At 66.1% G+C, this 11936-nt stretch carries 14 protein-coding genes; 4 read left to right on the top strand and 10 right to left on the bottom strand.

What is annotated here, in order from left to right; all coding sequences use genetic code 11:
- Window positions 1-6 precede the first annotated feature (6 nt).
- From AAC067_RS15435 to coxB, 10 genes are all read right to left on the bottom strand, one after another.
- The gene (locus tag AAC067_RS15435) at window positions 7-612 is read right to left on the bottom strand and encodes a GNAT family protein (RefSeq protein WP_339933742.1); all 606 of its coding nucleotides are present in this window, start codon (window positions 610-612) and stop codon (window positions 7-9) included.
- A gap of 24 nt (window positions 613-636) precedes the next feature.
- Window positions 637-1848: a pitrilysin family protein gene (locus tag AAC067_RS15430; protein WP_339933741.1), complete on the bottom strand. Its 1212-nt coding sequence runs from the start codon at window positions 1846-1848 to the stop codon at window positions 637-639.
- A 50-nt stretch (window positions 1849-1898) separates the two neighbouring features.
- Window positions 1899-2630 carry an SURF1 family cytochrome oxidase biogenesis protein gene (locus tag AAC067_RS15425; RefSeq protein WP_339933740.1) on the bottom strand — a complete coding sequence of 244 codons (732 nt, stop codon included), beginning with the start codon at window positions 2628-2630 and terminating at the stop codon, window positions 1899-1901.
- Complete coding sequence (locus AAC067_RS15420) at window positions 2617-2913, bottom strand: DUF983 domain-containing protein (RefSeq protein WP_339933777.1); 297 nt, start codon at window positions 2911-2913, stop codon at window positions 2617-2619. The genes AAC067_RS15425 and AAC067_RS15420 overlap by 14 nt, the downstream gene beginning before the upstream one ends.
- A gap of 95 nt (window positions 2914-3008) precedes the next feature.
- Window positions 3009-3917, bottom strand: coding sequence for a cytochrome c oxidase subunit 3 (locus tag AAC067_RS15415; RefSeq protein ID WP_339933739.1), 909 nt, complete (start codon window positions 3915-3917; stop codon window positions 3009-3011).
- 50 nt (window positions 3918-3967) lie between these two features.
- Window positions 3968-4528, bottom strand: coding sequence for a cytochrome c oxidase assembly protein (locus AAC067_RS15410; protein WP_339933738.1), 561 nt, complete (start codon window positions 4526-4528; stop codon window positions 3968-3970).
- Entirely contained in the window at window positions 4525-4695 is a 171-nt protein-coding gene (locus tag AAC067_RS15405; protein ID WP_339933737.1) for a hypothetical protein, read from the bottom strand. Before AAC067_RS15405 ends, AAC067_RS15410 begins: the two co-directional genes overlap by 4 nt.
- Window positions 4696-4698: 3 nt before the next feature.
- Window positions 4699-5664: a heme o synthase gene (gene cyoE, locus AAC067_RS15400; RefSeq protein ID WP_339933736.1), complete on the bottom strand. Its 966-nt coding sequence runs from the start codon at window positions 5662-5664 to the stop codon at window positions 4699-4701.
- A gap of 76 nt (window positions 5665-5740) precedes the next feature.
- Entirely contained in the window at window positions 5741-7405 is a 1665-nt protein-coding gene (gene ctaD, locus AAC067_RS15395) for a cytochrome c oxidase subunit I (protein WP_339933735.1), read from the bottom strand.
- A gap of 24 nt (window positions 7406-7429) precedes the next feature.
- Window positions 7430-8323: a cytochrome c oxidase subunit II gene (gene coxB / locus AAC067_RS15390; RefSeq protein WP_339933734.1), complete on the bottom strand. Its 894-nt coding sequence runs from the start codon at window positions 8321-8323 to the stop codon at window positions 7430-7432.
- Between the two features lie 287 nt (window positions 8324-8610).
- Here coxB and AAC067_RS15385 point away from each other — a divergent pair, with 287 nt between their 5' ends.
- From AAC067_RS15385 to tldD, 4 genes are all read left to right on the top strand, one after another.
- Window positions 8611-8982 (top strand): PadR family transcriptional regulator, encoded by a 372-nt coding sequence (locus tag AAC067_RS15385; protein WP_339933733.1) that lies wholly within the window; start codon window positions 8611-8613, stop codon window positions 8980-8982.
- Window positions 8979-9569 carry a DUF1700 domain-containing protein gene (locus tag AAC067_RS15380; RefSeq protein ID WP_339933732.1) on the top strand — a complete coding sequence of 197 codons (591 nt, stop codon included), beginning with the start codon at window positions 8979-8981 and terminating at the stop codon, window positions 9567-9569. The genes AAC067_RS15385 and AAC067_RS15380 overlap by 4 nt, the downstream gene beginning before the upstream one ends.
- Window positions 9566-10330, top strand: coding sequence for a DUF2807 domain-containing protein (locus tag AAC067_RS15375; RefSeq protein ID WP_339933731.1), 765 nt, complete (start codon window positions 9566-9568; stop codon window positions 10328-10330). Before AAC067_RS15380 ends, AAC067_RS15375 begins: the two co-directional genes overlap by 4 nt.
- A 120-nt stretch (window positions 10331-10450) precedes the next feature.
- Window positions 10451-11881, top strand: coding sequence for a metalloprotease TldD (tldD, locus tag AAC067_RS15370; protein WP_339933730.1), 1431 nt, complete (start codon window positions 10451-10453; stop codon window positions 11879-11881).
- Window positions 11882-11936: the final 55 nt, after the last annotated feature.

Genomic DNA, 11936 nt, shown 5'->3' with positions numbered 1-11936 from the left:
CCCCTGTCATGACGGCGTCTGGCCGTCGCTATGCTCCGCTGCGTCATTCACACAGCCGAACAGGAGATGATCTGCCCAGTCCCCGTTAATTTTAAGATAAGCCCGGGCCAATCCTTCGTGGATGAATCCCGCCTTTTCCAACACCCGGCGCGAGGCGAGGTTGTCGGGAACACAGGCAGCCTCGATCCGGTGCAGGTTCAGCGGCCCGAAGGCGAAGGCGACCAGCGCCTGCACCGCCGCTGTGGCATGGCCATGGCCGGCGAACGGCTCACCAACCCAGTAGCCGATCGTGCCCATATCGGCGACACCGCGACGGACGTTGGACAGGGTGACGGCCCCGACCAGATCCCCGGTCCCCACCGCGAAGATGAAAAACGGCCAGGCGTTGCCCAGTTCGATCTCACGCGAATAAATGATCATGCGACGGCGGTAGGCGGCCCGACTCAGATCGTCCTGGGGCCACAGTGGCTCCCACGGCTGGAGATAGTCACGCGAACCTGAACGCAGGCCCGACCAGGCCGCATAGTCACCGGGCCGGGGCGCGCGCAGGACCACGCCATCGCCTTCCAGCACCGTCCCGATCGGTTCGGGCATCCAGTCGAACAACGCCATGGTCGCAGACTAGCCCCGGATCGCTCAGCCGAACAGGGCGTCGCGGAACACCGTACCCGCGCGGGCGGCGGCACGTGGCCCCAGCACCGCACTGGCCGTCCGACCCGGCACCAGCAGGTCCCGGGCTACGGTCCGCACGTCATCGACCGTCTGGGCCAGCACCCGGTCGGCCATGGTCTGGGAGCCGATGGGGCCCCCGAAGATCAGGGTTTGCGCCGCGTGGCGGCCGGCCCGCCCCGCAGGGCTTTCGTCGGACATCCACAGTCCGGCGTTGAGCACAGCCTTGGCCCGGGCCAACTCGGCAGGGGTCGGACCATCGTCGGCCAGGGCGCGAATCTCGGTAGCGCAAACCCGGGCCAGCTCCTCGGCCCGGTCGGCGGAGGCTCCGGCAAAGATGCCCAGCACACCCTCGGTGTCATAGGGCTCGTGATAGGCGTCGATGGCATAGGCCAGGCCCCGCTCTTCACGCGCGCTCTGAAACAGGCGTGAGGCCATGCCCCCGCCGAGGATTTCGGCCATCAGCCGCACCGCCGAATAAGCCGGATCGCGGACGCCGGGAGCCGGCAGCTGGAACACCAGATTGGCCTGCTCGATGCGCCGGGACAATTTGGCCTCTCCGCCGGTGAAGACCGCGGGCGCGGGGGCATCGGCCGGGGTCGCCACCGCCGTGCCGAAGGTGCGCTCGGCCAAGGCCAGAAATTCGGCCTCGTCCACCGCGCCGGACACGGCGATCACCATCCGGTCCGGCGAATAGAGCCGCGTGCGCCAGGCCCCGATGCTGTCGCGGGTGACCGGGGCCAGGCTGGCCACCGAACCCAGGATGGGCCGGCCCAGAGACTGACCACTGAAGGCGCGGGTCTGGACCATCTCGAACACATGGTCGTCGGGGGTATCGAAGGCCTCGGCGATCTCCTGGGCGACGACGTCCTTCTCGCGCTCGATCTCGACCGGGTCCAGCGTCGGGCGAAACACCAGGTCGGCGATGACCTGCATGGCCAGCGGCAGGGAGCCGTCCAGGGCCCGGACCTCGAAACTGGTGCGCTCATAGCCGGTCGCGGCATTGATCGAGCCCCCCTCGGCCTCGATCCGCTCGACGATCTCGCGTGCGGCCATGTCACCGGCCCCCTTGAACACCAGGTGTTCGAGCAGGTGGGACCAGCCCGACTCGGCCTCAGTCTCCCATCGTGCCCCGCCCCGCACCGCCACGGTCAGGGCCAGGGTCCGCAGTCCGGGCATCGGGTCACAGACCAGCCGGATGCCGTTGGACAGGGTGTGCAGGGTTGCGGTCAGGATTTCAGCTTTCGACGGACCAGGGCGATGTAGAACCCGATCAGGACCAGGGCCAGACCGAACCAGGTCAGGGCATAGCCGAGGTGATTGTTGGCAAAGGCGACCGGCGGCACCGACGGGCGCAGCGCCGGCCAGTCCGGATTGGTCGAGGTGACGGCATACAGGGTTTCGGGCCCGACCAGACTTGTCACACCCAGGACCCGGGCCATGGCGGCATTGTCGCGGGCATAGAAATGTCTGCCTTCGGGCGGCAGGGCCATCAGCCCCGGCGTCGAGGCGGTCCGTATCACAGCGACGAGTCGAACCGGCGGGCCGTCGCGCGTCACCCGCGGGCGGGCCGACACGGATTCAGCGACAAAGCCGCGGTCGACCAGAAGCACCCCGGTCTCGGGCCGCCCGGGCGCGGCGGGCTCCGGACAGGCCGAGATCAGCCGCACCCCGGCCTCGCCGTCCAGGATCGACTGCAGTTCAACAAAGGGGGACATGGCCAGGCCGGGGCAATCGATGATGACCTGGCGAAACTCCCGATCACGGCCGGTCGGCAGCGCGGCGATCGGCACCGGGGCCAGGGCCGCTGCGGCGTCAGCCTGATCCATCAGGCCCACTTTCCAATGCAGGCGTTGAACCTGCCACACCCCGAGTCCGATCAGCAACGCCAGCATCAGGGCCGAAACGAGGGTCAGAACCCACGGAAACCGCGCCCGTCGAGATGTCTCAGAAATCGTCATTGTGGACCTGCGCGGCCTTGTTGCGCATCTGCAAGGCGACCATCACCCCCTTGGCCGGGCGCATCAGGCCCAGCGACAGTCCCGCCACCAGCGGCAGGGCAACCATCAGCATGGCCCAGATCGGCGGATTGTAGGCAACCTGAACGAACAGGGCTCCGAACACCACGATGCCGCCGGCAATCTGCATGACGAAGATTGCCGCGCCGTCGCCGGTGTTCATCCCGGTGAAATCATAGCCACAGACCGGACATTGGTCGGTCACGTTCAAAAACCCCTTGAACAGTTTGCCCTGCCCGCAGTGAGGGCAGCGGCAAAGCAGTCCGGCGCGGATCGGGAAGATCCGCGCCGGCGCGCGAGGCTTGAGAAGCGGGCCTTCCGTCACCCGAAGGTGACGTAGACGAAGACAAAGAGGAACAGCCAGACCACATCGACGAAATGCCAGTACCAGGCGGCCGCTTCGAAGCCGAAATGCTTCTCGGGGCTCATCTGCCCGGCCATCAGGCGCAGCAGGCAGACCAACAGGAAGATGGTGCCGACCAGGACGTGGAAGCCGTGGAAGCCCGTGGTCATGAAGAAGATCGAGCCGTAGAGGCCGGCGTTGGCGGCCTCGGCGTTGAAGAACAGGTTCTCATGCAGGATGTGCTGGTACTCATAGACCTGCACGCCGGTGAACAGCACACCCAGGACCACAGTGATCAGCAGGCCCAGCTTGGCCGCGCTGCGGTCACCGACCTGGAGCGCGTGGTGGGCCCACGTCACCGTCGTGCCGCTGAGCAGCAGGATCACGGTGTTCAGCAGTGGCAGTTGCCAGGCGTCCAGCGTCTCGACGCCCTTGGGCGGCCAGGTCGACCAGGCGGCGGCGGTGTCGGTCCAGCCGGCGACGGCTGGAATCTCGGTCCGCATTTCATTGAACACGGCCATGTCGAAGAACATCCAGAAGAAGGCCGCAAAGAACATCACCTCGGAGGCGATAAACAGCATCATACCGTAGCGCAGGCCGATCGAGACGACCGGGGTATGGTCGCCGCCGCGGCTTTCCTTCACCACATCAGCCCACCAGCCGAACATCGACAGCAGGACGCCGGCGAGACCGGCGAAGAACAGGGCGGCCTTGCCGGGCCCGAACAGGGCGGCCGTCACCGCGTCAGATTCGGCGGGCACGAGCCCTTTCATCCAGACGACGGCACCGATCATCATGGTCGTGACCGCGATGGACGACACCAGCGGCCAGGGGCTGGGGTTGACGAGGTGGTAGTCGTGGTGCGGAGCAGCGTGGGCGTCGGCCATCAGTGGGTCTCTTGAATCGTCGATAGTCGTTGTGTGGGCTATAGCGTCCGCTACCCGGCAGCGCCAGTGGCAGAAGCCAGGGAGGCCGTTTGCTCACCCTTGGTCGGGAAGAAGGTGTAGCTGAGCGTGATTTCCCGCACACCGCGGCCCTCGCGGTCCGTGGCGATCTCGGGGGCCACGAAATACTGGACCGCGAATTTCTGCGTCTCGCCGGGCGCGATCGTCTGGCTGTCGAAACAGAAGCACTGAAGCTTCTGGAAATAGGGACCGGCCCGCTCGGGCACGACATTGTAGGCGGCGGTGGCGTGGATCGGCTGGTCCGAGGTGTTGGTCACGTCAAAGTAGGCCAGACCGGTGTCACCGACCTGGACCCTCTGGGCCACCTGTTCGGCACGGAACTGCATCGGCAGGTCGCGAACATTGGTGTCGAAGCGAATCAGCAGGGTCTCATCCAGCACCGTTGTCGGGGCCTGTTCGGCCCGGCTAACTGTGCCGTTGAATCCGGTGACCTGGCAGAAGATCCGGTACAGGGGCACCGAGGCAAAGGCCGCGCCCACCATCAGCACCGCTGTCGCCGCACAGGCGAGGGCAACTCCATTGGTTCGGTTCACGGCGTCGCCACCACTGCAGCCGCATTCAATGCGGCGCTGGCCTCGACGTTGCGCTTCAGGTTCAGCACGGTGACCGTGAAGATCAGCACGATAAAGGCCACCAGCACGCCCGCGATGGCACCATTGCGCTTCTTGCGGGCGGAGAGTTGCTCAGGGCTCAGACGCATGGCTTAAAATCCCAGACCGGACAGCTTTTCGACCAGCAACGCCGCGAACAGCGCCATCAGGTACAGGATCGAGAAGGCGAACAGATTACGCGCAGGTTTGGCCTCCGCGCGCACATCATACAATGCGGCCTCTCGCCCCACCGCCTCGGCCTTGTCCGGTTGATCGCCCGCGCGCGAGCGCCACAGGCGCACCGCCAGACCCAGAAAGCCGAGCCCGCCGACGCCGGACACCACCAGATACAGGGTCCCGCCCAGACCCAGCAGGCCCGGAGCGATCGCCACCGGCACGAACACCAGACTGTAGATCAGGATCTGCAACCGGGTCGATTTCGCGCCCCGCGCCACCGGCATCATCGGAATGCCCGCCTTGGCGTAATCGCCGGCCGAATACAGGGCCAGGGCCCAGCTGTGCGGCGGGGTCCACAGGAAGATGATCAGGAACAGCAGCCAGGCCTGCCACGGAGCCTGACCGGTGGCCGCGGCCCAGCCGATCACCGGCGGAAAGGCCCCCGCCGCACCGCCGATGACGATGTTCTGCGGTGTCCGCCGCTTCAGCAGCAGGGTGTAGAAACCGGCGTAGTAGATGATGGTCAGCAGCAGCAGGCCGCCGGCCAGCCAGTTGGTCGCCATGCCCAGCAGCATGACCGAGAAGATCGACAGGACGACGCCGAAGGTCAGGGCGTCGTTGCGGTTGATCCGTCCGGCGGCGACAGGACGTCCGCGCGTGCGGCGCATCAGGGCGTCGGCTTCGCCTTCCAGGGCCATGTTCAGCGCCCCGGCCGCGCCGGCACCGACAGCGATGCACAGGATGGCGATGCCCGCCAGGATCGGGTCCAGATGCCCTCCGGCCGCGACCAGGCCTGTCACCGCCGTGAACACCACCAGCGACATGACGCGCGGTTTCAGCAGCTGGAAGAAATCCTCCGGCTGGGCGGTCGAGACGACGGGGACGGTGCTGCGGCTGGTCATGATCAGGTCTTCAAAAGGCAAGGGCCGCTCTTCCGGTATCGAAAGAGCGGCCCCTGGGTCTGGTATCCGTTCGGGATCAGTGCTCGTCCGACTTCACCACCGGCAGTTCATTGAACTGGTGATGCGGCGGCGGCGAGGACAGGGTCCACTCCAGGGTGGTGGCCCCTTCGCCCCAGGGATTGGCGACGCCCGGACGACGACGGATCGCCGCCTCGGCCAGCATGATCAGGAAGACGCCGACGCCGGCGATGGTGATCACATAGCCGACCGACGACACCTGGTTCCACAGGGTGAAGGCTTCCGGATAATCCACGTAGCGCCGCGGCATGCCCTGCAGGCCGAGGAAATGCTGCGGGAAGAACACCAGGTTCACACCGATGAACATGATCCAGAAATGGGCGGCTCCGAGGAACTCGTTGTATTTCACGCCGAACATCTTCTCGAACCAGTAGTAGAAGCCCGCGAAGATGGCGAACACGGCCCCGAGAGACAGCACATAGTGGAAGTGGGCCACGACGTAATAGGTGTCGTGCAGGCTGTAATCGATCGCCGCATTGGCCAGAACCACGCCGGTCACGCCGCCGATGGTGAACAGGAAGATGAAGCCGATCGCCCACAGCATGGGCGTCTTGAAGCTGATGGAGCCGCCCCACATGGTGGCAATCCAGCTGAATATCTTCACCCCCGTTGGCACCGCGATGATCATCGTGGCGGCGATGAAATAGGCGCGCAGGTTCACGCTCATGCCGACCGTATACATGTGGTGGGCCCACACGATGAAGCCGACGAAGCCGATGGCGACCATGGCGTAGGCCATAGCGAGATAGCCGAAGATGGGCTTGCGCGAGAAGGTCGAGACGATGTGGCTGATGATGCCGAACCCGGGCAGGATCAGGATGTAGACCTCCGGGTGACCGAAGAACCAGAACAGGTGCTGGAACATCACCGGATCGCCGCCACCGGCGGGGTCAAAGAAGCTGGTGCCGAAATTGCGGTCCGCCAGCAGCATGGTGATGGCCCCGGCCAGAACCGGCAGGGAGATCAGCAGCAGGAAGGCGGTAACCAGCACCGACCAGGCGAACAGAGGCATCCGGTGCAGGGTCATGCCCGGTGCCCGCATGTTGAAGATCGTGGTGATGAAGTTGATCGCACCGAGAATCGAGCTGGCGCCCGCCACGTGCACAGAGAAGATCACCAGGTCCATCGCCGGCCCGGTGTGTCCCGAGGTCGAGAGCGGCGGGTAGAGGGTCCAGCCGCCACCGAAACCCTGGCCGGGGCCACCGTCGACGAACATCGACATGACCAGCAGGACCCAGGCCGCGACCAGCAACCAGAAGGAGACGTTGTTCATGCGTGGGAAGGCCATGTCCGGCGCACCGATCATCAGCGGCACAAACCAGTTGCCGAAGCCGCCAATCATCGCCGGCATGACCATGAAGAAGATCATGATCAGGGCGTGGGCGGTGACGGTGACATTGTAACCGTGCTTGGACTGCTCAACGAGCCCCAGCAGCCAGATGCCCGACCCTTCCCGGAAGATCTGGATGCCCGGCTCTGCCAGCTCCCAGCGGATCAGGCCCGACAGGGCTCCACCCACGATGCCCGCCATGATGGCGAACAACAGGTACAGGGTGCCGATGTCCTTGTGATTGGTCGACAGGAACCAGCGGGTGAAGAAGCCCGGCTTGTGATCATGGTCGTCGTGACCGTGAGCGTCCGGGGTGAGAGTTGCGGTGGCCATGGTCTTTGGGGCTCTCGCGTAGCGTTACTGGGCAGCCGGCGCGGCGACAGCCGGCTCAGCAGCGGAAGGGGTCGCCGATGCGGCGGCCAGGGCGGGGGTCTCGGTCGGGGCAGCGGCGGCGAGCGGCGTCATCGAGCCCCCCTTGCCAACGACCCAGGCCGCAAACTCGGCCTCGGTGACGACATTGATCTGGATCGGCATGAAGGCGTGATCGACGCCGCACAGCTCCGAGCACTGACCATAGAAGTTGCCGGTACGCTCGGCCCGGAACCACGTCTCGTTGACCCGGCCCGGGACCGCGTCGGTCTTCAGGCCGAAGGCCGGCATGGCGAAGGCGTGGATCACGTCGGAGGCGGTGACCAGAACCCGGACCGTCTTGCCGACGGGCACGACCATCGGCTCGTTGGCGGCCAGGCGATACAGCTGCGGCGGCGACTCTTCCTCGGACATCATGGTCGAGATGAATTCTGCCACGCCCTGATCGGGATATTCATAGGCCCAGTTCCACTGGTTGCCGGTGACCTTCACCGTCAGATCGGGGTCCGGCATGTCCTCATAGGAAAACAGCAGGCGGAACGAGAACAGCGAGATGACCACCAGAATAAGCACCGGCAGCACAGTCCAGATGACCTCGATCGCCGTGTTGTGGCTCCAGCGCGCGGGCACCGGGTTCGCCTTCTTGTTGTAGCGGATGGCGATCCAGATGATCAGGCCCAGCACCAGCAGGCTGATGAAACCGATTGCCGGCATCAGGACCACATTGTGGAACCAGATCGCTTCATGCTTCAGCGGCGACGCGGCCGGTTGCAGGTCGATGCCGCCCGGCGTGGGCTGGCCCATGCGATCCTGCGCCCAGGCCGGCGACGCGGCGAATACGGCCAGGGTCATGGAGGCGAATGCGCCTCCGACCAGAGTCATCAACGACCCTCTGGCTCGCGTGCCCTTCCCCATTCGAGACTTCCTCATCAATTTGTTCTGCAGCAGACGCCTGCGACTGGGTCGCAGGTGAAGGCCGGGACGGAACGCCCACGACGGTTTCAAGGCCGGTCCATATCGGCTCACCTTCGTCTTGCCAAGCGATTGACGCGCCCATGACGCCGCACCGCCCCATTGTGCGATCGATTAATTCGCTGTCATGTTTGGATAGCTACCTTGTGAGACACGATACCTTGCGATAGACAAAAGATAACGCAGGAGACACCGATGTGACTGAAACCATCGAGATACAGCTTAAAAAGGGGGTGCTCAGCCTGTGTGTGCTGGCCCTCCTCGCCCGGGCGGACAGCTACGCCTATGAGATCGCCAGCCGACTCGCCGACGCCATCGATATGGGTGAAGGCACCATCTATCCGCTGATGCGCCGCATGCAGTCCGATGGACTGGTCGAGACCTATCTGGTCGAATCATCCAGCGGCCCGTCGCGGAAATACTACCGACTCACCGCCGCCGGCACTGATGCCCTGGCGACCCAGAGCGACGAATGGCGCGCCTTTGTCCGGGCCGTTGACGGCGTCCTTGCCGACACACCGCCCGCCAGGACCGCCCCCACCCCTTCAGAGACCGGAGACGCCCAATGACCCGTGCCGATTTCATGGCCCGGCTGAAGAGCGGGCTGGTTGGCCTGCCGACCTCCACAGCCGCCGAGATACTCAGCGACTATGACGCCCATTTTGACGACGGTGCCGCCGACGGACGCAGCGAGGCCGAGGTCGCCGCTGCCCTTGGGCATCCCGAGCGACTCGCCCGCGAACTGAAGGCTGAAGCCGGCATCCAGCGCTGGCAGCAGGAAAAAAACCCCTCGGCCGCGGCCGGGGCCGTTTTCGCCGTCCTCGGTCTGGGCGCGATCGACATCATCTTTCTGCTGCCCCTGTTGATGGGGGTGATCGGCACCCTGATCGGCTTCTTCATCGCCGTTATCGCCCTGTTCTTCGCCGGGGGTGTGCTGATCGTCGCCGGCCCGTTCGCCGGCCTGCCCGGCGGTGGTCTGGCAGCCCTGCTGGCCGGGCTCGGAACGATGGCCGGAGCCACTGCGGCGGGAGCCATTCTGGCGATCCTGACCGTACTGCTGGTCAACGCCCTCGTCTGGTTCGCCCGCCTCCACTACCGGCTGCTAAAGCCGGCGCTTGAGTCCAACACAGCCCAGAACCCGGGAGAGCCGGCATGATCCGCACCCTTCTCATCATCGCCGGGGCTGCCCTGGTGCTGGCCATCGCCAGCCTGTCCGGGGCCGCCGGTCTCGTGGCCCGTGACCTCGACCGCAACGGCGGCAGTTGGGTCTTCCAGGACGGCGACGACCTGATCCGTATCGAGAGCGTAACGGGCGAACGCAGCCCGGCCGTGACCCGCACCATGGCCTGGACCGGCGGCGACCGACTGTCGGTTAATCTTCCCGCCGACGTGACCTACGTCCAGGGCCCCGAGGCCGGGGTCGTCATCACCGGCTCCCAGACCATCGTCGACCGGGTCCAGATCAAGGACGGGCGTATCACGGCCGACGGCCCCGACGAGATCACCGTTCGCTGGCGGGCCGGAGGCTTCTCGGCCTGGAATGACCGCGACAACCTGAAGATCGTCGTTACTGCTCCCTCGGTCACCCGCTTCAATCTTGCCGGGTCCCAGTCCCTGACCATCCGGGACTATGACCAGCCGACCCTGTCGATCGACATCTCCGGCAGCGGCGACGTCACCGCCACCGGCAAGACCACAACTCTGGACCTCGACATCGCCGGCTCCGGTGAGGCCGATCTCTCGGACATGGTCACCACCGACGCCACTGTCGGCATTTCGGGCTCCGGCGAGGCCCGCGTCGGGCCCACCGGCACGGCACGACTGTCGATCGCCGGGTCGGGCGACATCACCCTGACCACCCGTCCGGCCAAGCTGGAAAGCAACGTCTCGGGCTCGGGCGACATTCACGAACGCTGATCCCGACCGGTCGCTCCGGAACGGACAGCTGAGGCGGCGACCGGTCCCGTGGTCGCCGCCTTTTTCGTGTCATCGGACCGGCGATTAGACGAGGGCGACCTCAGTCCCTACTTAGGGCCCATGACCGCATCTGTTTCACCGACCCCCATCCTTCAGGCCGCCGGCGTCGATCCCGACGAGGCCCTGTCCATCCTGCAAGGGGCTCTGCACGGAGCCGATGACGGCGAACTGTTCCTCGAACGCTCCGAGAGCGAATCACTGGTGTTCGACGACGGCCGGCTCAAGGCCGCCGCCTATGACGCCACCGAAGGCTTCGGCCTGCGCGTGGTGGCCGGGGAAACTGCCGGCTATGCCCACGCCAACGAGATCAGCGCCGCCGCCCTGCGCCGGGCCGCCGACAGCGCCGCCCTGGCCAAACAGGGTCACGCCGCTGTCGTCGCCGAGGGGCCGCGCGCCACCAACCAGCAACTCTATGATGCGATCGATCCGCTCGCCGCGCCGGTGTTCTCTGACAAGATCGCCCTGCTCAGTGAGATTGACGCCTGGGCCCGCGCCCGCGACCCACGCGTGGTCCAGGTCTCGGCCTCGATCGTCGGCGAACGGCGCACCATCGAGATCCTGCGCGCCGACGCCCTGACCGTGCGCGACATCCGCCCGCTGGTCCGGCTCAACGTCTCGATCACGGTCGAGAAGGACGGTCGCCGCGAGAGCGCCTCGTCCGGCGCGGGCGGCCGGGCCGGATTCGAGACCTGGATCGCCCCCGAGCGCTGGCAGGGTCAGGTCGACGAGGCTCTGCGCCAGGCCCTGACCAACCTCGAGGCGGTCGACTGTCCCGCGGGCGAGATGGATGTGGTGCTGGGGGCCGGCTGGCCCGGCGTGCTGCTGCACGAGGCCGTCGGTCACGGCTTCGAGGGCGACTTCCACCGCAAGGGCTCGTCGGTGTTCAGCGGCAAGATGGGCCAGCGCGTCGCCGCCCCGGGCGTCACCGTGGTCGACGACGGCTCGATCCCCGGACGCCGTGGCTCGCTATCGGTCGATGACGAGGGCACCCCGACCTCGCGCACGGTGCTGATCGAGGACGGCATCATGGTCGGGCTGATGAACGACCGGCTCAGCGCCCGTCAGCTGGGACAGCGCGCCACCGGCAACGGCCGGCGCCAGTCGTTCGCGCACATGCCGATGCCGCGGATGACCAACACCTTCATGGAAGGCGGCTCCGCCTCACAGGCGGATATGATCGCCTCGACCAAGCGCGGTCTCTATGCGGCCAATTTCGGCGGCGGCCAGGTCGACATCACCAACGGCAAATTCGTGTTCCAGTGCACCGAGGCCTATCTGATCGAGGACGGGAAGATCACCGCCCCGGTGCGCGGCGCGACCCTGATCGGCGACGGGGCCACGGCCCTGACCAACATCACCATGATCGGTGACGACTTCGCCTTCGACCCCGGCGTCGGCGTGTGCGGCAAGGGCGGCCAGGGCGTGCCCGTCGGCATCGGCCAGCCCAGCCTCAAGATCGGCGGCCTGACCGTCGGCGGGACGGCGGTTTAGAATACCCGACCGCACCTCGACAGGCTGGCGAATTAGAACAACGCCGCGCTGCAGT

It is taken from the genome of uncultured Brevundimonas sp. (assembly GCF_963977465.1).
Classification (GTDB): Bacteria; Pseudomonadota; Alphaproteobacteria; order Caulobacterales; family Caulobacteraceae; genus Brevundimonas.
Note: the sequence above shows the minus strand (reverse complement) of the source record. Positions and strands in the feature narration are given on the sequence as shown.

What these genes read in the sequence shown, in the direction of transcription:
- AAC067_RS15380 (WP_339933732.1), top strand. Translation starts at nt 8,979, where the DNA reads ATGACCCGTGCCGATTTCATGGCCCGGCTGAAGAGCGGGCTGGTTGGC.
- AAC067_RS15415 (WP_339933739.1), bottom strand. Translation starts at nt 3,917, where the DNA reads ATGGCCGACGCCCACGCTGCTCCGCACCACGACTACCACCTCGTCAAC.
- tldD (WP_339933730.1), top strand. Translation starts at nt 10,451, where the DNA reads ATGACCGCATCTGTTTCACCGACCCCCATCCTTCAGGCCGCCGGCGTC.
- AAC067_RS15425 (WP_339933740.1), bottom strand. Translation starts at nt 2,630, where the DNA reads ATGACGATTTCTGAGACATCTCGACGGGCGCGGTTTCCGTGGGTTCTG.
- AAC067_RS15435 (WP_339933742.1), bottom strand. Translation starts at nt 612, where the DNA reads ATGGCGTTGTTCGACTGGATGCCCGAACCGATCGGGACGGTGCTGGAA.
- AAC067_RS15405 (WP_339933737.1), bottom strand. Translation starts at nt 4,695, where the DNA reads ATGCGTCTGAGCCCTGAGCAACTCTCCGCCCGCAAGAAGCGCAATGGT.
- AAC067_RS15430 (WP_339933741.1), bottom strand. Translation starts at nt 1,848, where the DNA reads ATGCCCGGACTGCGGACCCTGGCCCTGACCGTGGCGGTGCGGGGCGGG.
- ctaD (WP_339933735.1), bottom strand. Translation starts at nt 7,405, where the DNA reads ATGGCCACCGCAACTCTCACCCCGGACGCTCACGGTCACGACGACCAT.
- AAC067_RS15375 (WP_339933731.1), top strand. Translation starts at nt 9,566, where the DNA reads ATGATCCGCACCCTTCTCATCATCGCCGGGGCTGCCCTGGTGCTGGCC.
- cyoE (WP_339933736.1), bottom strand. Translation starts at nt 5,664, where the DNA reads ATGACCAGCCGCAGCACCGTCCCCGTCGTCTCGACCGCCCAGCCGGAG.
- coxB (WP_339933734.1), bottom strand. Translation starts at nt 8,323, where the DNA reads ATGACTCTGGTCGGAGGCGCATTCGCCTCCATGACCCTGGCCGTATTC.